Source organism: Anaerocolumna sedimenticola (assembly GCF_009931695.1).
Classification (GTDB): Bacteria; Bacillota; Clostridia; order Lachnospirales; family Lachnospiraceae; genus Anaerocolumna; species Anaerocolumna sedimenticola.
Genome location: NZ_CP048000.1, coordinates 4,322,179 through 4,340,462, shown reverse-complemented (window position 1 = coordinate 4,340,462; position 18,284 = coordinate 4,322,179). Strand labels below are relative to the sequence as shown.

Below are 18,284 nucleotides of genomic sequence, written 5' to 3'. Positions count from 1 at the left end.
TTTTGGAAAAGAGTGGATTTTTCAACTCTTCCAACGGTGACCGGATTTACGATGCCACTGATTTTGCTACCTATTTTGGCAGCTTAGTTTCGAATGGCATATTTTATAAGGATACTACAAATCTGCAAGTGACTCCAGGTTCAGGAATGGCAGTAAATATAGCAGTTGGAAGTGGTTGGATTAACGGATATCATTATGAGAATACTGCAGTGCTTAGCAAGACACTAGAAACTGCAAATGGTTCATTCCCTAGGATTGATCGGATTGTTATGCGATGGAGCTTTCTTGAAAGGAATATCATTATTACAGTTCTAACGGGAACAGCAACTGCCTCACCAAGTGCTCCTGCCTTAACACGAAACTCGGATGTCTATGAATTGTGCCTAGCAGAGATATTAGTTCCGCAGGCAGCTACGTCTATAACTATAGGAAATATCACAGATACGAGATTAAATTCTATTCTATGCGGAACAGTGAATTCTCTAGTTACAGCAGTGTATGAATGAGGTGAGTAAGAATGGCAAATTACCAAGCTACAAATGCATGTACTTGGCGTGATGGGAGATATATTCCAGGCACTACGCAAGATATAAGGCAAGGGGTATTTGAAGATTTAGGTCAATGCGTCGGTGTTATGATCTTTAATCTAACATCTATACGAAATCAATACCAGGACTATTACCCGACAAGTGCGTCCCTTGCACTTACACGAACAGGAGCTGGTGCCTGGGGTAGCGAGCGTACAATGACGCTTTATGCTGGAAACCAAACTGGTATCCCGTCTTTGAGCTCCTCAACGAATATAAATGCTCCCCGTCCAACCAAAGTAAGTTCTGCCTACAATTATGATATCTCTGCAGGGCAGGGTGATAAAATTATAAATATTTCAACGGCATTAATTGATTCCATAGGAAGTGGAGCTAGTAATTGCCTTTTTATTGATGCAGGGTCTAGCACAACTCATTACATGTCTTTTATGGGGAGAAACGACCTTACAAAGATTGTACTAACAGTTAACTGGGAAAGCCGTACGACTGCAGCTAGTGCACCAACGTCATGTTCACTTAGTAGTACACTTGCCGAGGGTAATGTAACCCTATCCTGGAGCGGTGCAAAGTCCGGAGCAAATAATGACATATCAGCCTATGAAATTCAATACAGTGATTCTACGAATAATTCTACATGGGGGAGTTGGACGGCGCTTACTGTTATAAATTCTACTGCTACCAGTGGAAGTTTGTCAGTCTCTCCTCCAACTACCAGAGGTAACTTTCGAAGATTTCGTATCCGTACACGTGGTACTGCAGGTAGTTCCTATTACTCGGGGTGGAAGGTCTCGTCAAATACTGTTAGGAAGAATACGCTGCCAGCTGCGCCTACAATAGCAATTGCTTCACCGGAAATTCACAGCAATGAGACTATAACACTAACTTGGTCTGGAGCAGCAGGAGGAACAAGTGCAATTAAAGGCTATCAGATTTCAAGCCGAACATCCACTGATAACAATACATGGAGTGAATGGGATGAACTCATAACACTTAATCTTAATGCAAGTAGTGGTAGTTATAATCCCGTAGTAACTAATGTTTCAGGAACCTATACGCAGTTTCGCATTAGAACCGTTGATGTTCTCGGGGCTATTTCAACAGAGAAAATTAGCAATAGTATTTTATGTAATATTACAGCTTGTGGTGAACCAACCGTATTTTCTTTAAGTACCACTGTAGCTGAAGGAAGTCTTACGCTTTCTTGGAATGGAGCGACAGCGGGAGCTGGCAATGCAATTATAGGTTATGAGATGGAGTTTAGCGATTCTAGTGATGATAGCACTTGGGGTATATGGAGTTCGCTTAAAACAGTGATGACATCTGGAAACAATGGATCAACGAGCGCGTCTCCCCCATCAACACGTGGGTATTATCGAAGGTTCAGAATTCGTACACTGGGAACAGCAGGTAGTAATTATTATTCTAATTGGAAGACCTCAGCAAACAGTGTTCGTAAAAATATTCTACCAACACCGCCTTCGATCTTAACGGTTTCGCCGACTTTATATGAAACTCCAACTGTAGCAATAAATTGGAGTGGAACGCTACCTGGTACCAGTCCAATCAAACATTATGTAATTCAACGCAGTACTTCATTTATGGGTAATCCACCATGGTCATCATACGAAACATTGGCAACGATTGCATCTAGTGAAACATCTGGTACTTACGTAGCAGAAGCATCAAATTTGCCTGGGACATCAACAAGATATCGTATCAGTGTTACAGATACACTCGATGCAGTTTCTACTTATGTGACTAGTAATATAATTAGGAAAAATAGTCCTCCCACAGCACCTAAAATCGAATGTCCAATATCTGGCAGAACAACATTCAATAGAACACCACGATTTATGATCACAACGGGTATAGAGCCGGATGGTCAGACGCAGATTGTTGAAGTAAGACTTAACTCGGGTGCGTGGTATAGCAGTGTTAATAATCCTGAGATGTTCTCTACTAATGGCTATATTGGAGATAACACAAAAACGGTATTTAAAGCACCAACGTTATCATACGGAAGTCATATGGTGACCATTCGGTGCTTGGATAGTGACTTGATGACATCAAGTGCTGAGATTGTAAAAACATTCAATGTTCAGCCATCACCTTTTGAGACGATTACCGCAAATGTAACATCTGTTAAGGCTATGCACATTAAAGCTCTTCGTGCTGCTGTTAATATCATTCGTGAATTCCATTGTATAACACCGATTGTATGGGGCGAGGAAATCATTTCTTCAAAGACCACAATAGAAAGGTGGCCACAACACATAGAAGAGCTACGCGCTGCACTTGAACCGGTTATCACTAAAATTAATGAGTTTGATGATACATCTACTTTTGACATACCACCAGTAGAATGGATACCTTTTGGTATAGGAAGGCCAAAGGCAGACGTAATGACACAGCTACAAGAATTGATACTGATATTATAATGTTATAGCGCTCTTGATAACCAGGGGCGCTTTTTGTTGCAAAAATAAGATTGGAGGATTAGAGAATGAAAGAGATATGGAACAAGATACAAGCAGCATTGACGATCGCTGGAGGGTTTGTTGGTTGGTTTCTAGGTGGTTTTGATGGCTTTCTCTATGCGCTCATTACCTTTGTTGTAATTGATTATATAACGGGTGTGTTATGTGCAATCATTGATAAGAACTTGTGCAGTAAGATTGGAGCCAAAGGCATCTTTAAAAAGGTGCTTATTTTTGTATTGGTAGGTGTGGCGCATGTGATAGATACAAATGTTTTAGGGGTTGTAGGTAATACAGATACAAATGTTCTGCGTACAGCAGTGATTTTCTTTTATTTAAGTAATGAAGGAATTTCTATTCTCGAAAATGCAGCTCACATCGGATTGCCTATCCCGGAAAAACTTAAGGATGTACTAAAACAACTGCATAAGCGAGAAGAGGACGGTTCGCAGGAGGAAAAATAATGATTGATTTAACGAAAGTAGCAACAGTGTTCATTGGTCGGCGCGGTGAGCATCACTATAGAAATATTGAATTTGATGTATCTAACCTATTGGAAGATAAATACTCTGGAGCATCCTTAAATGCAATTTATAGAAGGCCTGATGGGGCTGCCTATCCTGTTGTAACGAACTACACGGATGGAGTTCTTACCTGGTCCCCAAGTGCAACAGATACAGTACTTGTCGGTGTTGGGCGGTTGGAAATAAGAGTTACAGACGGTGATGTGGTAGGAAAAAGCGTTCGAGTTTTAACCGTAGTCGAGGATGCTCTTGTAGACGGGATTGCCGAGCCACCGGAACCTCCTGCACAAGAGTGGTTAAATCAAGTGCTTTCTGCCTTATCAGAACTAGATATTGATGAAATCAACAATATGCTTAATCTCACTTATAACCTACTAAATAACACACACGATTTGCTCGAGGATACGAGCAACAATCTATATACGAGGACAGGTATTCTTCTCAATCATTTACATCCGATAGAAACTGCTACAGCACCGGATTTGATTAGCCGAAGGGCATCCATAACGTTTACCAATATAGTAAATGGCAACAACGTCGTAATCGGTACAGTGACATACACCTTTGTTACATCCTTGGATAGTCCGATTGCTAATAATGTGCAAGTGCTGATTCAAGATACACTTCGCAGTACTGTCAAAAAAGTTGCCGAAGCCATAAGAGGCATTCAAGATGAGACTAACATTGCTTATGGTACAGGGACAGATCCAAACCCTATTTGCACAGCTTATTGGACGAGACAAAGATTTTCTATCGGCGAAGTTACAGTAGAGCCGGGTGAAAGCTTGTTTGTTCTAGAAAGAACAGAAAATGTGACTTCTGCAATAACGCTTACATCCAATGCTACAGTAACAATTAATCCATTTAGCAGAATAGGTTACCTGAGATACCTCTTGTCTGGTAATGTTTCAGGATCAGGCGGTGTTAACAGCGTTCGTGGACCACTGCACACAGTACTACCTATAGGTAGCGTGGTTATTGGTGGGCAGGGTGGATTGCTTTATCCAGCCACTTATGACTGTCATTTGATTACTCTTTGTCGTCAATCAGATACAAGTGAGAAGGAACTTGACTTATACATTTCAAATGATGAAGTGACCTTTACTAGAATTTCACGGAGTACGCCTATTGGGTCTAATAATTCAGCCGAATCTCTACACATTCACATCGAAATGCGTCAGGCTAGAGTACCTGCTGGATATGGACTATATGCCTGCATGGGAAGTGATGGTACATCGTCAAGTGCTTACTGTGACTTGAAGTTTACCTATCATCTATATCCAGTAGAACTTACAAATAATTAATAAAAGAGGTGATAATATTGAATTTGCATAAATTGATACTTACGAAAAATGCCTGTTACAAAGCAGGTAAAACCATAACACCAAAAGGTATTATGGTACATTCCACTGGTGCAAGCAATCCATGGCTTAAACGTTATGTTGGCCCTGATGATGGACTCTTAGGAAAGAACCAATACAATAACCACTGGAACCAGGATAAACCAGGTGGAAAGCAAGTATGTGTTCATGCCTTTATTGGCAAACTGGAGGACGGTACGATAGCTACCTATCAAACGTTACCGTGGAACCATCGTGGGTGGCATTGTAGTAGTGGGTGGAAAGGGTCTGGCAATGATACACATATTAGTTTCGAGATTTGTGAGGATAACTTAACCGACAAATCATACTTTCATAAAGTGTTTAATGAAGCAGTAGATCTTTGCGTGTATCTTTGCAATCTATATGGTCTTAATGAGAACAGCATTATCTGTCACAGTGAAGGATATAAACTTGGTATAGCTAGTAACCATGCGGATGTAATGCACTGGTTTCCAAGGCATGGTGAGACTATGGACTCCTTTAGAAATGCGGTGAAAGAAAGACTTCAGGCAGAAGAAGAAAGGGAAGGAAAGAAATATTACCGGGTGCAGGTTGGTGCTTATTCTATAAAAGCAAACGCTGATGCGCAACTTGATAAAGTAAAAAAGCTGGGATTTAGAGATGCAGTTATAAGGTATGATTAATAAGATAAAACAGAACCCGAGGAGTGCGAAATCTCTTCGGGTTATTTTTATGCTTTGTATTGGGCGTACAAGTTAAGTTGTTTTCCGCATGGAGGCGCAGGATGATAAATTCATTGTTGGATTCAAATAAGAGGTCGCAATTAATGAAGAACTGCAAGTTGCATCTCATTTTATCTAATGCGTTACAATTGTAATGAATAACAAACTTAAGAAGATTGGAAATATTAAAAATATTAGGAATATATTAGTAATAATAAATGAAGAATTTTGAGGTTGTTTATGATAATACATGTAGTGCAACAAGGTGAGACCATACAATCAATTGCTGAGTTTTATGGAGTCTCAGAGACGATCTTAATTCAAGATAATGGATTAGAAAATCCAAATGACTTAGTTATAGGACAGTCACTTGTTATCGTATACCCAGAACTTACTTATACGGTTAAAGATGGTGATTCGTTAATGGATATCGCTAAATTTCATAATGTGACTGTAATGCAATTATTACAGAATAATCCATATCTTGCAGATAGAGAGTATATCTACCCAGGAGATAAAATTGTTATAAATTATAATAAGAAAGGTAAAATTACAACCCATGGTAATACGGTTCCATATATAAACAAAGACACCCTCAGGAGGACATTACCATACCTAACTTATCTTTCGGTATTGAACTATACAGCAACAATTGAAGGTGAAATAATTTCTTATTATGATGATGCAGAAATTATTCAAATAACAAAAGATTACGGTGTTATACCTCTTATGTTATTAACTACATTAACTATTCAAGGTGAAGCTAATATAAGAACTGCATATAACCTATTATTGAACGAAGATTTTCAGAATAAGCAAATTGAAAACATCCTTTCAATCTTAAGAACGAAAGGTTATTATGGAATAAATCTATCGTTTGATTATATAAGTATTTCAAGTCTACAAATATACGAAGATTATTATACTAAAATAAAAAATAGATTAAACGAAGAAGGGTATTTAGTATTTGCAATAATTAATCCTAATATAACCGTTTTGAATAATGAAATAATATTTGAAAGGGCGAGTTATTCTCTTATAGACCAAATAGCTCATAACATCATTTTTATGAATTTCGAATGGGCAAGGAGTATTAATCCACCTTCACCAATAAGTTCCATCTACAACATGAATGTGTATTTAGAATATTTATTGGAATTCATATTACCAGATAAAATTATTGCAGGATTAGCTACCATCGGATACGATTGGGAACTCCCATTCTCTGCTGGTATTTCTAGTGTTAATTCACTGACTCATGATAGAGCCATTGATTTAGCACGGTCTGTAGGTGCAGTTATACAATTTGATGAAATATCTCAAACACCTTTTTATAGGTATACTGTTAATAGTAATGGAAATTCAATCGAGCATATTGTGTGGTTTATTGATGCAAGAAGTATAAATGCATTACTAGAATTGATATCTAAATTTGATTTACTTGGAACAGGCATCTGGAATATAACGATTTACAATCCACAATTATGGTTAATTATTAATTCACAATATGACATAGAAAAAGTTCTAATTGATTAGCTTATATAGGAGATGAGAGTCCAATGATTATCATCTCTTTTCTTTGCACATATATCAGCAAGTTCCTTTTCTTTAAATCAAATGCGGAAGACCTTCTTGATAAAGTCAAGGCTGCTGGATTTACCGATGCTTTCATCAAAAAAGAATAATTTTCTATTAAGCCGCTGGGTGATTGATTTCACTTGGCGGCTATTTTTTTGTTGTGAATATCCGTCCAAATCAATAATTTCTGTCCTTAGGAAGTTAGAGGGGTAATTCCTCAACGAATGGAGGTGCAATTTCAATGACGAAAGAACAGAAATTACAAATTGCAAAACTACGTGCTGAAGGGTATGGATATATCAGGGTTGCTCAAGTGCTCGGTATTTCAGAGAATACAGTAAAGTCTTTTTGTAGAAGAAACAATCTGACAGGAAAGGCAACAGCGGAAAAACCTAAAATGCAAGTTCAAGTAGCTAATGGTATGTACTTTTGCAAGCAATGCGGTGTTTCTGTAGAACAAAACCCAGGTAGAAAAGAGAAGAAATTTTGTTCTGATAAGTGCAGAATGGAATGGTGGAACAAAAATCTTTATAAGGTAAAGCGAAAAGCTGTGTATGAATTTACCTGTATTCACTGTAAAACGCAATTCAAGGTCTATGGCAATTCCCGTAGGAAGTATTGTAGCCATGAATGCTATGTGGCTGACCGATTTGGAGGTGGCCAAGATGAGTGAAGATCAATTTAGAAATGAAAAGCTATATCAGACCACAATGAGTCTTGCTAGATCAATGCTAGAAAAAGGGGTGATATCCGAAGAGGATTATCATGAATTTGATACAATAATGTTGGAGAAATACCACCCCATTTTCGGCACATTATTCTTTGACATTCACTTGAATTAGTAGGCTTTTAGAGTGATATATAGTGTTGGAAAGGAGTCGATATCATGCGAAAAATCAGCAAATTAGGAGTAGCTATACCGAAGATACAACTAAAGAAAAGGGTCGCAGCTTATGCTCGTGTATCTAGGGATTCGGAAGTGCTACTACATTCCCTTTCAGCACAGATTAGTTACTATAGCACCTTAATACAAAAAATCTTGAATGGACTTATGTTGGTGTCTACGCTGATGAAGGAATTACTGGTACCAGTACAGAAAAACGTGACAATTTCAAGCGTCTTGTTGCAGACTGCGACGCAGGAAAGATTGACATTATAATTACAAAGTCTATAAGCCGATTTGCAAGGAACACATTAGACCTCCTGGAAACAGTCCGGCATCTGAAAGACATTGGAGTAGAGGTGCGATTTGAAAGAGAAAACATCAGCTCTATGAGTGGGGATGGCGAACTGTTGTTGACCATTCTGGCATCCTTTGCACAGGAAGAAAGCAGAAGTATGTCTGAGAACATAAAATGGGCCATCAAAAAGGGGTTTGAAAGAGGAGAACCCCATTCAGCGAGCAGAGCCTTTGGTTATGAATGGGACGGTGGCCAATACAGAATTGTTTCCGATGAAGCTGAAGCAGTTAGGTTTATTTTTGAGCAATACCTTGCTGGCACTTCAACACTGCAGTTACCTAAGTTACTTAATGAAAAAGGGGTTGTGGGGATAAACGGAAATCCACTAACGAGGGCATCTATTAAAGATATTCTAAAAAATGAGATTTACATTGGAAACCTGGTGTTGCAAAAAAGCTACTCACCCAAGATACGAAAGAGAACTCTTAATTATGGAGAATTGCCGAAGTATCGGGTGGAAGAAGCGCACGAACCGATTATCAGTAAAGTGTTGTTCCAAGAAGTACAGAAAGCTCGTATGGAGCGTGGCAAAACTGCATCAAACAAAAACAAACAGATTACTTGCTTTACTGGCAAAGTCCAATGCGGTAAATGCGGATATAAATGCAGCCGCCGGAACATTACTCACAGCAAAACAACTGAAAGAAGTTCTTATAAGAGATGGTTATGCAATGCCCGTGAAACCAAGGGAATAAAATTCTGTGATTTAAATCCGGTCGATGAGGATTTACTTCGGACAGCTTCAGCACATATTTTGGGAAATAAGGACCTGGATGAAGAACGATTTCTAAAGGAAATTGATAGGATCTTAGTTTTCGATGATAGGATAGAATTTTACTTTACGAACGGAAAGATAAAGAACTGGTCAAGGGATTATTCCACAATGCCGAGGGGTAGAACGTGCTTTACTGGAAAGATTAAATGTGGCAAATGCGGATCCAAATGTATTAGAAATCCGATTGCTCACAGCAAAACAACTATCCGGGAATATTACGAGAGGTGGACTTGTGACGGCCAGAGAAAGCATAAAATGGCTTATTGCGATCTAAAATCATTAAATGAGGATGAGCTAAGAAAGGCTACGGTAGCCTTGCTAGGAGATAAGGCAAATTATGAAGTGAGGTTCATCCAAGAGGTAGATGAGGTTATCCTGTTTGATGATAAAGCTATATTTGATCTTAAAGATGGGAGGAAACTAGAATGGCAAAGAGAGTAACCACGATTCCGGCTACCATAAGCAGAGTTACTGCTCAGCCAATTGGTAATGCAAGGAAACGAAGGGTAGCGGGATATGCTAGAGTATCAACAGAACTTGAAGAGCAACAAACCAGTTATGAGGCACAGATGGATTATTATTCGAGCTACATTCAAAGCCGAGATGATTGGATCTTTGTAGGAATGTATAGCGATGAAGGTATCTCAGCTACAAGCACTGCCCGTCGTGAAGGGTTTAAACAGATGGTGGAAGATGCTTTAGAAGGAAAGATTGATCTTATCATAACGAAATCGGTTAGCCGATTTGCACGAAATACGGTAGATAGTCTTACGACAGTGAGAAAATTAAAAGAAAAGGGTGTAGAGATATATTTCGAGAAAGAAAATATATGGACACTTGATGCAAAAGGGGAACTTCTTATTACTATCATGTCATCCTTGGCACAAGAGGAAAGTCGAAGCATTTCTGAGAACACCACATGGGGACAAAGGAAACGTTTTGCAGACGGTAAAGCGAGCGTAGCCTATAAAAGGTTCCTTGGCTATGACAGAGGCCCCAATGGTGGATTTGTAGTAAATGAAGAACAAGCTAAGATTGTAAGATATATTTATAAATGTTTTCTTGAAGGAATGTCCTACTATAAAATATCTCTAAGGCTAATGGAAGTTGGAGCTGAGACACCTGGAGGCCAAAAAAAATGGCATGCAAAAACTGTGGAAAGTATCCTTACGAATGAGAAATATAAGGGCGATGCACTTTTGCAGAAATACTACACCGTAGATTTTCTTAGCAAGAGAATGAAAAAGAACGAGGGTGAAGTTCCTCAGTATTATGTGGAAAATAATCATGAAGCAATCATAGAACCAACCACATTTGACTTAGTACAGGTAGAGATTATGAAACGAGTCAAAGCGAAGAATAGATACAGTGGTGTTGGATTATTTGCATCAAAAATCAAATGTGGAGAGTGCGGCAGTTGGTATGGTGCTAAGGTATGGCACTCCAATGACAAGTATCGTAAGGTCATATATCGCTGCAATCAAAAATTTAATAATGAGAAGAAGTGTAAAACACCTCATATAACAGAAGAGGAAGCCAAGGAATCTTTTATATCAGCGGTCAATCAGCTGATAACTGAAAAAGAAAAAGTTATTGCTAATGTAAAATTACTTTGCCAGACCTTTTACAATACGGAGAGTTTGGAACAGCAACTTACCACTTTCGAAGAAGAACTTAAGGTGCTGGTGGAAATGATGCAGAACTGCATCAATGAAAATGCTAATACAGTACAGGATCAGGAGATTTACCAGAGACGTTACAATCAACTGGTTGACCAATATGATGCTAGAAAAAGGGAGTATGATAAGATAACGGAAATGATATCGAATAAGAAAGCCAAGGTAGAAATCCTGAAAAGCTTTATAAAAAAACTACAGAAACAAGAACGGATGATTAATGAATTTGACAAAAGCCTTTGGAGTAGCCTTGTAGATTTCATAACAGTTTATAATAAGGAAGATATTCGTGTCACCTTCAAGAATGGGGTGGAAATAAAAAAATATTAAAGTGAAGTTTATGAAATTCAATGAATCCATTATAAAAGTTCCCAATTTGCGAAGCAGTTAGTGTCTTATGAGCAAATTGGGAATAAGAGCAGTTAATGAAATAACGGTAGTGTAAAATAGTTACTTATTATTAGTGTATGGCAGTGAGTTATTAATTAGAAAACTTACTGAATTGGTAACTTAATAACGTTGAATGTTGCTGCAATGATTGAAAATAACGGTTGATAATTACTTCTTAAATTCCATCCACCCGTACTTCCTATATCATAATCGAGGATAACATCACTTAATGCCTTTATACTTCTGGCATCTGTAAACCATACTATATGTTGTTCATTAGCACCTTCTGTAGGCCTGTTATAATAAAAATATGGTGTTTGAGACATTTCATCAAATTGAATAACTGCATTTTGTTCATATGCTAAATTAAACATAGTATTAAGTGATATTAAATTTGCTTTTGAATCAGGCTTATATGGAATAATCCAATCAAGTCCAACTAAAGGTTTTCCAATAGAAATAAGTTTAGGTGAAACGTTACTAATAACATTTTCAATAAAAGGTCTAATTAATGAAATGCTACTTATTGGTGCTGGTGGCTTTTTTTGTAGAGGCCAAATATTTTGCCGGTATAGGGAGTATCCCAAAGTTTGTGTAAACCTTCAAACTGATGTAAAATAAAATTACTCAGTTTGGAGGTTTTATTTTATGGCAAAGAGAAGAAGGGACGAATCTCCCGAAAGACAAGCACTACGCGAAATGGTTAATGGGTACCTAAAAGAAAATCCGGTTAAGAATGGAACAGACGTAAATGCTCTCATGAGAGAAATGATGTCAGTTATCCTAGAAGGCAGCCTGGATGGCGAAATGGATGAGGAACTGGGTTACTCCAAGTATGATTTCAGGAACAAAGAAACAGATAACAGCAGAAATGGATATAACTCAAAAACATTACATACCAGTTATGGTGACATGGAATTGGACGTACCCCGTGATCGAAATGGGGAGTTTGAGCCTAAAATCGTTAAGAAATATCAAAACACTCTGACCCAGGACATGGAGGAAAAAATCATATCCATGTATGCCAAAGGAATGACTACTGGAGATATTGAGAGCCATATGCAGGAGCTTTATGGAGTTGATATTTCAGACAGTACCATCAGCCGAATCACAGATAAAATACTCCCTATAGTGAAGGAATGGCAGGAACGACCACTGGAAGAAATATATGCTGTGGTATTCATGGATGCTATACATTTTCATGTAAGAAGCGAAGGACGAATTGTAAAAAAAGCTGTCTATATAGCCATCGGTATTGATATGAGCGGACACAAAGATGTTCTTGGTATGTATGTCGGAGAAAATGAAAGTGCAAAATTCTGGCTTTCCATCATGAATGGTTTAAAGAATCGTGGAGTGAGGGATATACTGATCGCATGCGTAGACGGTCTGACCGGATTCCCCCAGGCCATTGACGCGGTCTTTCCAAGAACAGAAATTCAACAGTGCATTATTCATCAAATCCGAAATACAACAAAGTTTGTATCCTACAAAGATATCAAGACACTCATGATTGATTTAAAACGTGTGTATGCGGCTCCTACGGAAGATATCGCATTAAACGAACTGGATTCGTTTGATCAAAAATGGGGAGGAAAATACCCTAAAATAGCAAAGTCTTGGAGGGACAGCTGGGTTAACCTTTCAACGTATTTCAAATATCCCGAAGCCGTACGAAGGCTCATCTATACCACTAATGCCATAGAGGGTTTTAACCGGCAGCTCCGGAAAGTCACCAAAAGCAAAACCGTATTTCCCACAGATGACAGCCTTCTGAAAATGCTGTATCTAGCCACGATGGACATTACGAAAAAATGGACCGGACACCGTCAGGACTGGGGACAGATTCACTCCCAGTTGGAGATATTCTTTGAAGAAAGGTTATCCTAAAGCATATAAACCAAGGTACTAAAACTGCCAAAGGGGAGTTTTACTTGACAACCCCAAAAACAGATTTATAATACAAACATGGGCAAGATCCACTGAAAAATGGCCTTGCCCATAAATAACTATTAAAATTTTATATCAGTTTTTTGAGTTTACACGGACTTTGAAACGGCCTCCCGGTATATTATCATATCTACAAATAAACTTATTCTATTATAATTAAGAGCTATATCAGCTAATTCATCAGGACTAATAGTAATCATAAAAATGTATCCATTACTCCTTAATATCTTTGATATCTTTTCAATGATATTAATGTATATACTCTGATTGTAATGAGTTATCTCAGTAATTATTAAATTAGCCCCCATATATCCTTTAGACCTTAAGATTTGAAGCACTTCATTAATCAATTTTTCATGCAATTCATTATCCAATAATAACTCATAAAGAAACTCGATATTTATTTCCCCTACTGGTGAAAGTGCAGAGATCGTTAATAAAGGTATTGTATCATATTGTTTTGCCATTTTAATTATAGTAGTATCATCATAATTACTAATTATACCTGAATTAGCAATTCGATAGCTATAAATGGAGATGTAAGTTAAATAAGGCAAAGCCCTTGATAATATATCTTGATTTAAGGAAAAATCAGTATAGCTATTAGTTTGTATATCCCTTACTGTATTGTAACTTATTACTAAGGTTTCATCTTGGTAGATATATTCTCTATCATATAAAAATGGGTTGTTTCTTAATAACTGCATTAAAGAAATTTCATTACGTTCAGCAATAGATTCTAAAGTATCACCTGACTTAACAGTATAAGTCTCTTTAGGGTAAAGGATAACTAAAGCTTGACCAACAACCAATGCGTGGGGATTTGTCAAACCATTATCACTTATCAATCTTTCAACAGAAATTCCATATCTATTAGCAATTGACTCAATATCATCGCCAAACTGGACTACGTATATTTCCATAAAGTAAAATCCTCTTATAAGACCTTTATAATAGTATATGCTAGATTAAAATTTAATTGATATATAAGTTAGACACGGACATGGTGCATATCGTTAGCACCATGTCCGTGTTCATCGTTAATAGAGTACCGTGTTCATGATTAAATTGTATCAATTTCGTTACGGTAGTATTACTTAGAGATAAGGCAAATTACGAAGTGAGGTTCATCCAAGAGGTAGATGAGGTTATCCTGTTTGATGATAAAGCTATATTTGATCTTAAAGATGGGAGGAAACTAGAATGGCAAAGAGAGTAGCGGAAAGCTAATCTGTGGTTAATGCGGTAATTCATTAAAGAGACGCCATTGGAATAGTGGAACACCTTCCGAAAGTATCGTATGGCAATGCAAAAGTTATATCGACCATGATGGAAACCGCTGTCCAAGCAAAGCAGTAAAAGATGTGGAATTGAAGGAAGCCTTTATCCGACTATACAATGATATGGTCAAGGATAAGGGCTCTTTTTTTCGAGGATTTTATAATAATGTAGAGAAGGTGATTGGGAAGAATTCGGTGTCCACGGATATTGAGAAGCTGACATCGGATATCAATACTTTTGAAAATGACTTGAGCGAACTGATACAGCTAAAGATAAGGCACCAGATTGATGATAGTTTTTATAATAAGGAATACAAAAGGATACGGGCAGAATTGGATACCCTATCAGAGAAGAAGGAAAGCTTACGAGAAGTAAATCTCAATCAGAATAAAATGCAGGAGAAACTGGATTATATTAAAAAGATCATTGGTGGGAATACAGAGCCATTGCAGGAATTTGATGATAAATTATTCAAGACACTGGTGGAAAAGGTTCTGGTCAAGGATGCAAAGCATGTGGTTTTTGTGTTTGAGGATGGTCTGGAGTTTGAGGCGGTTTTAGAGAAAGCGAAGAAGTAAGATTGATTATTAAAGGCAGAGGCTGTAGCTTGGAAAATATTATAGCTATAGCCTTATTTTTTTGCCTTCCTTTGATGAGGGGATTTGGGGTGTAATGGTTGAGTATGTAACAGTATTTAATAAGAAGAAAGTGATTTATACTTTTAAAGGTGGAATTGAGATCATAATTAATTCATATACTAATAATGAATATATTTTAGGGTGTTAGTATGATTATTCATGTAGTGCAATCTGGTGAGACAACGAATGAAATAGCTAAGAAATATGGCATATCAGAGGAGAGATTAATATTAGATAATGAAATACAAAACCCAGATAATTTGGCTGTTGGAGAAACTCTGGTTATCTTAATTCCACAAGTAACTCATATTGTTCAGGAAGGGGATACATTATACGGAATAGCGAATTTATATGGGATTACTGTGTTGCAATTATTAAGAAATAATCCGTATCTTTCAGGTAGAGAATTTATCTATCCGGGAGAAATTATTGTTATAAGTTACGAGAACGAAAAAATAGGTAAACTTTTTACTTATGGTTATGCTTATCCATATATAAATACAGATGTTTTAAAAAAGACATTACCATTTCTAACATATATTACAGTTTATAGCTATTCTTTTACTGATGAAGGAAAAATTAATGATATTGATGATAAAAAGATAATTGAACTAGCTAAGGACTACCACGTAGCGCCTATTATGATGTTAAATGCAGATGATATTAACCAGAACAGTGAAATTAATGCTATGCAGAAGCTTCTTATGAGTCAAGAAAGCCAGGATCAATTAATTTATAATGTACTTAATATTTTAAAATTAAAAGGATATTATGGCGTTAATATTAATGTACCATATATTTTTCCGCAAAATAGAGGTAATTACGTAGATTTTATTAGTAAACTTTCAAGTGCATTAAAGAATGAGGGATACACAATTGTATTTAATACATTGAGTCTAAGTACATTTGAAATAATGACAGGAATTATATATGAAGGCTTTGATTATTCAAAGCTTATTCAATATATAGATGGGTTATTTCTAATGACATATGAATGGGGCAATTATATTGGAATTCCTACTGGTATTATTTCTTTTGAGAATATAAGAAAATATGTTCGTGATATGGCAGAAAGATTTCCAGCAGAAAGGATGTATATAGGTATACCTATTCTCGGCTATATGTGGGAATTACCTTTTATCCTTGGAGTTTCAAAAGGAATTGCAATCACTAGTAATGCAGCAGTAGAATTATCTAAAAATGTGGGTGCTACAATAAATTATGATGAAGTATCCGAAACTGCATATTTTCAATATATATTAGATAGAGAATATATTGTACGGTTTAGAGATGCTCGAAGTATTAATGCATATTTAAATTTAGTAAATGAAACTGGGTTAAATGGAATCTCGATCTGGAATATAATGCAATTTTATCCTCAGCTATGGTTAGTAGTAAATTCTCTTTATGAAATAAATAATATTTATGAAGACAATGATAATGTTTAAATCACTATTAACAATCTGGCCATAGATTTAATATATGGAATACGTGTTCAAATTAAGTTTTATCTTAGAGATTTTTAAAAATTGCAGATGGGGATAGAAGCATTAATTCTGTTCTCTCAGCCGTAAACATAGTAATGCACACTGTTCGGGGGGATCGTTAAACCGTGGGGTGTGCATTTTTTTACCCAAAGGGTGTTCATGGTTAATTTGTATCAATATCATTACCTTAATGAATAAATACGGGCATCCTAACCCGGAATTAATAATGAGATTGAAAAAGGCAGGGAGTAACATCAGAATTACATATGAAAGTGGAGCGGTGACAGTTAAAACGGATGGAAATAATATGGAGATCAGCGAGTTCCTTAAATAAGCTGGAATAATGGAATATCCAGATTTTTACCTCTAAAAAAAATACGCTTGAATAATACCAAATATGGTATTATAATCATTATTGGTATTAATATGAGGAGGTGAGTATTCATGAAAGACATAATAGAAATCGTGCTGAATCCCGTCAGAACTAGAATTTTACAAGAAATTGCTGCAAAGCAAAGTGTTACTGCAACTGAGCTTTGTGAAAAAATCAATGATGTTCCCCGGACTACCCTTTACCGCCATATAAATGTTTTATTGAATAGCGAAATTATATCGATTGTAGCCGAGAAAAAAATCAGAGGGAGTATAGAAAGAACCTTAGCACTTAATTTCGGGAAGATTTCAGAAATCAATTCTTTAGAATATGCTTCCCAGAACATACTAGGCATTTTAATGAGCAAATACGCAAAGTTCCAGAATTATTTAGACGGCAAAAATCCAGATCCGGCTAAGGATAAAATATTTATCAGCAATTCAGTAATGATGCTGGATGACGAGGAGTACGACCGATTTCTCACTGAATTATGGGAGCTTATCAAAAGATATGACTTTAAATCTGCAGATGGGAGAAAAGCTAGAAATATTTCAGTTATTTCATCACCGAATGAGTAAAAATCAACCGACTCTATCTGGTAAGCCGGGTAGGAATAATATGTCAAAAGGATGGAAGATATGATCCGTATTTCAAAAGAGCACTTTGATTCTATAGCTAAACTATTAACTGATTGCTTTATGGAGGATCAGTTGGTTATTAAGCAGACAAAAGGGATAGAGAATCCTAAAGAATTTTTGCATAATCTGTTTTTTTTGCAGATACACGTATTTCATAAAACATGTGAGATGTATTGTCTCGATGATAACCTGAACTCAGTTATCATCGGATATGAAAAAAATAAATACAAGCCATTGAAAGTACTCATTTTAAGTATTCTAAGCCAGTTTAAGCTTTCACGTTTGCTAAAAAGCAGCGATTTTAAGTTATATTCCCAAAATCTCAAAGATACTTCCAAAAGTATCAATCTAAAGTGGCAGAAAGAATTCATTAAAGGTAATTATTACCGTTTGGAAGTAATTGCTATAGCTGAGAACAACAGGAAGAAAGGAATATTCAGAGCGTTAATTACACCGATTATCGATTATTGCAAGGAGATAAGTATTCCAATTGTTTTAGAAACAACTACACCTGAAAATGTACCTATTTATCAACATTTCGGGTTTGAACTGGTTAAAACGATACCAGAAAAAGGAACGGGCTTTTGCCAATATTGTTTCATAAAGCAACCATAAATAACATGGCGCGGAATCTATTTGACGT

At 36.7% G+C, this 18,284-nt stretch carries 16 protein-coding genes and 2 pseudogenes; 16 read left to right on the top strand and 2 right to left on the bottom strand.

What is annotated here, in order from left to right:
- The first annotated feature begins 2 nt into the window (after positions 1 to 2).
- From Ana3638_RS19220 to Ana3638_RS19180, 11 genes and pseudogenes are all read left to right on the top strand, one after another.
- A complete protein-coding gene (locus tag Ana3638_RS19220) occupies positions 3 to 506 on the top strand; it encodes a hypothetical protein (RefSeq protein WP_161839473.1) in 504 nt (167 codons plus the stop codon).
- An 11-nt stretch (positions 507 to 517) separates the two neighbouring features.
- On the top strand, positions 518 to 2,986 hold the full coding sequence (locus Ana3638_RS19215; protein ID WP_161839472.1) for a fibronectin type III domain-containing protein: 2,469 nt from the start codon (positions 518 to 520) through the stop codon (positions 2,984 to 2,986).
- Between the two features lie 65 nt (positions 2,987 to 3,051).
- The gene (locus Ana3638_RS19210; RefSeq protein ID WP_161839471.1) at positions 3,052 to 3,489 is read left to right on the top strand and encodes a phage holin family protein; all 438 of its coding nucleotides are present in this window, start codon (positions 3,052 to 3,054) and stop codon (positions 3,487 to 3,489) included.
- Positions 3,489 to 4,853, top strand: coding sequence for a hypothetical protein (locus tag Ana3638_RS19205; protein ID WP_161839470.1), 1,365 nt, complete (start codon positions 3,489 to 3,491; stop codon positions 4,851 to 4,853). Before Ana3638_RS19210 ends, Ana3638_RS19205 begins: the two co-directional genes overlap by 1 nt.
- Positions 4,854 to 4,870: 17 nt before the next feature.
- Positions 4,871 to 5,575 (top strand): N-acetylmuramoyl-L-alanine amidase, encoded by a 705-nt coding sequence (locus Ana3638_RS19200; RefSeq protein ID WP_161839469.1) that lies wholly within the window; start codon positions 4,871 to 4,873, stop codon positions 5,573 to 5,575.
- Between the two features lie 279 nt (positions 5,576 to 5,854).
- The gene (locus Ana3638_RS19195) at positions 5,855 to 7,150 is read left to right on the top strand and encodes a LysM peptidoglycan-binding domain-containing protein (protein ID WP_161839468.1); all 1,296 of its coding nucleotides are present in this window, start codon (positions 5,855 to 5,857) and stop codon (positions 7,148 to 7,150) included.
- A gap of 283 nt (positions 7,151 to 7,433) precedes the next feature.
- Complete coding sequence (locus tag Ana3638_RS19190; RefSeq protein WP_161839467.1) at positions 7,434 to 7,865, top strand: helix-turn-helix domain-containing protein; 432 nt, start codon at positions 7,434 to 7,436, stop codon at positions 7,863 to 7,865.
- A complete protein-coding gene (locus Ana3638_RS24725; RefSeq protein ID WP_202621515.1) occupies positions 7,858 to 8,034 on the top strand; it encodes an SHOCT domain-containing protein in 177 nt (58 codons plus the stop codon). Before Ana3638_RS19190 ends, Ana3638_RS24725 begins: the two co-directional genes overlap by 8 nt.
- A 205-nt stretch (positions 8,035 to 8,239) precedes the next feature.
- Positions 8,240 to 8,947, top strand: a pseudogene (locus Ana3638_RS25810) (recombinase family protein); the annotation flags it as partial.
- A 3-nt stretch (positions 8,948 to 8,950) separates the two neighbouring features.
- A complete protein-coding gene (locus Ana3638_RS26520; RefSeq protein WP_330588051.1) occupies positions 8,951 to 9,649 on the top strand; it encodes a zinc ribbon domain-containing protein in 699 nt (232 codons plus the stop codon).
- Entirely contained in the window at positions 9,634 to 11,214 is a 1,581-nt protein-coding gene (locus Ana3638_RS19180) for a recombinase family protein (protein ID WP_161839465.1), read from the top strand. Before Ana3638_RS26520 ends, Ana3638_RS19180 begins: the two co-directional genes overlap by 16 nt.
- Positions 11,215 to 11,378: 164 nt before the next feature.
- Here Ana3638_RS19180 and Ana3638_RS19175 read toward each other — a convergent pair whose 3' ends face one another.
- Positions 11,379 to 11,861, bottom strand: a complete 483-nt coding sequence (locus Ana3638_RS19175) for a glycoside hydrolase family 18 protein (RefSeq protein WP_161839464.1) — start codon at positions 11,859 to 11,861, stop codon at positions 11,379 to 11,381.
- A 112-nt stretch (positions 11,862 to 11,973) separates the two neighbouring features.
- On the opposite strand from Ana3638_RS19175, the gene Ana3638_RS19170 reads away from it, so the two are divergent.
- Positions 11,974 to 13,164, top strand: a complete 1,191-nt coding sequence (locus tag Ana3638_RS19170) for an IS256 family transposase (RefSeq protein WP_202621647.1) — start codon at positions 11,974 to 11,976, stop codon at positions 13,162 to 13,164.
- 149 nt (positions 13,165 to 13,313) lie between these two features.
- Here Ana3638_RS19170 and Ana3638_RS19165 read toward each other — a convergent pair whose 3' ends face one another.
- Positions 13,314 to 14,147 carry a LysM peptidoglycan-binding domain-containing protein gene (locus tag Ana3638_RS19165; RefSeq protein WP_161839462.1) on the bottom strand — a complete coding sequence of 278 codons (834 nt, stop codon included), beginning with the start codon at positions 14,145 to 14,147 and terminating at the stop codon, positions 13,314 to 13,316.
- A 330-nt stretch (positions 14,148 to 14,477) separates the two neighbouring features.
- Here Ana3638_RS19165 and Ana3638_RS19160 point away from each other — a divergent pair.
- The 4 genes and pseudogenes from Ana3638_RS19160 to Ana3638_RS19145 form a co-directional block, all read left to right on the top strand.
- A pseudogene (locus Ana3638_RS19160) lies at positions 14,478 to 15,083 on the top strand (hypothetical protein); the annotation flags it as partial.
- 209 nt (positions 15,084 to 15,292) lie between these two features.
- The gene (locus Ana3638_RS19155) at positions 15,293 to 16,591 is read left to right on the top strand and encodes a LysM peptidoglycan-binding domain-containing protein (RefSeq protein WP_161839461.1); all 1,299 of its coding nucleotides are present in this window, start codon (positions 15,293 to 15,295) and stop codon (positions 16,589 to 16,591) included.
- 483 nt (positions 16,592 to 17,074) lie between these two features.
- The gene (locus Ana3638_RS19150; protein WP_161839460.1) at positions 17,075 to 17,581 is read left to right on the top strand and encodes a helix-turn-helix domain-containing protein; all 507 of its coding nucleotides are present in this window, start codon (positions 17,075 to 17,077) and stop codon (positions 17,579 to 17,581) included.
- A gap of 60 nt (positions 17,582 to 17,641) precedes the next feature.
- A complete protein-coding gene (locus tag Ana3638_RS19145) occupies positions 17,642 to 18,256 on the top strand; it encodes a GNAT family N-acetyltransferase (RefSeq protein ID WP_161839459.1) in 615 nt (204 codons plus the stop codon).
- Positions 18,257 to 18,284 lie beyond the last annotated feature (28 nt).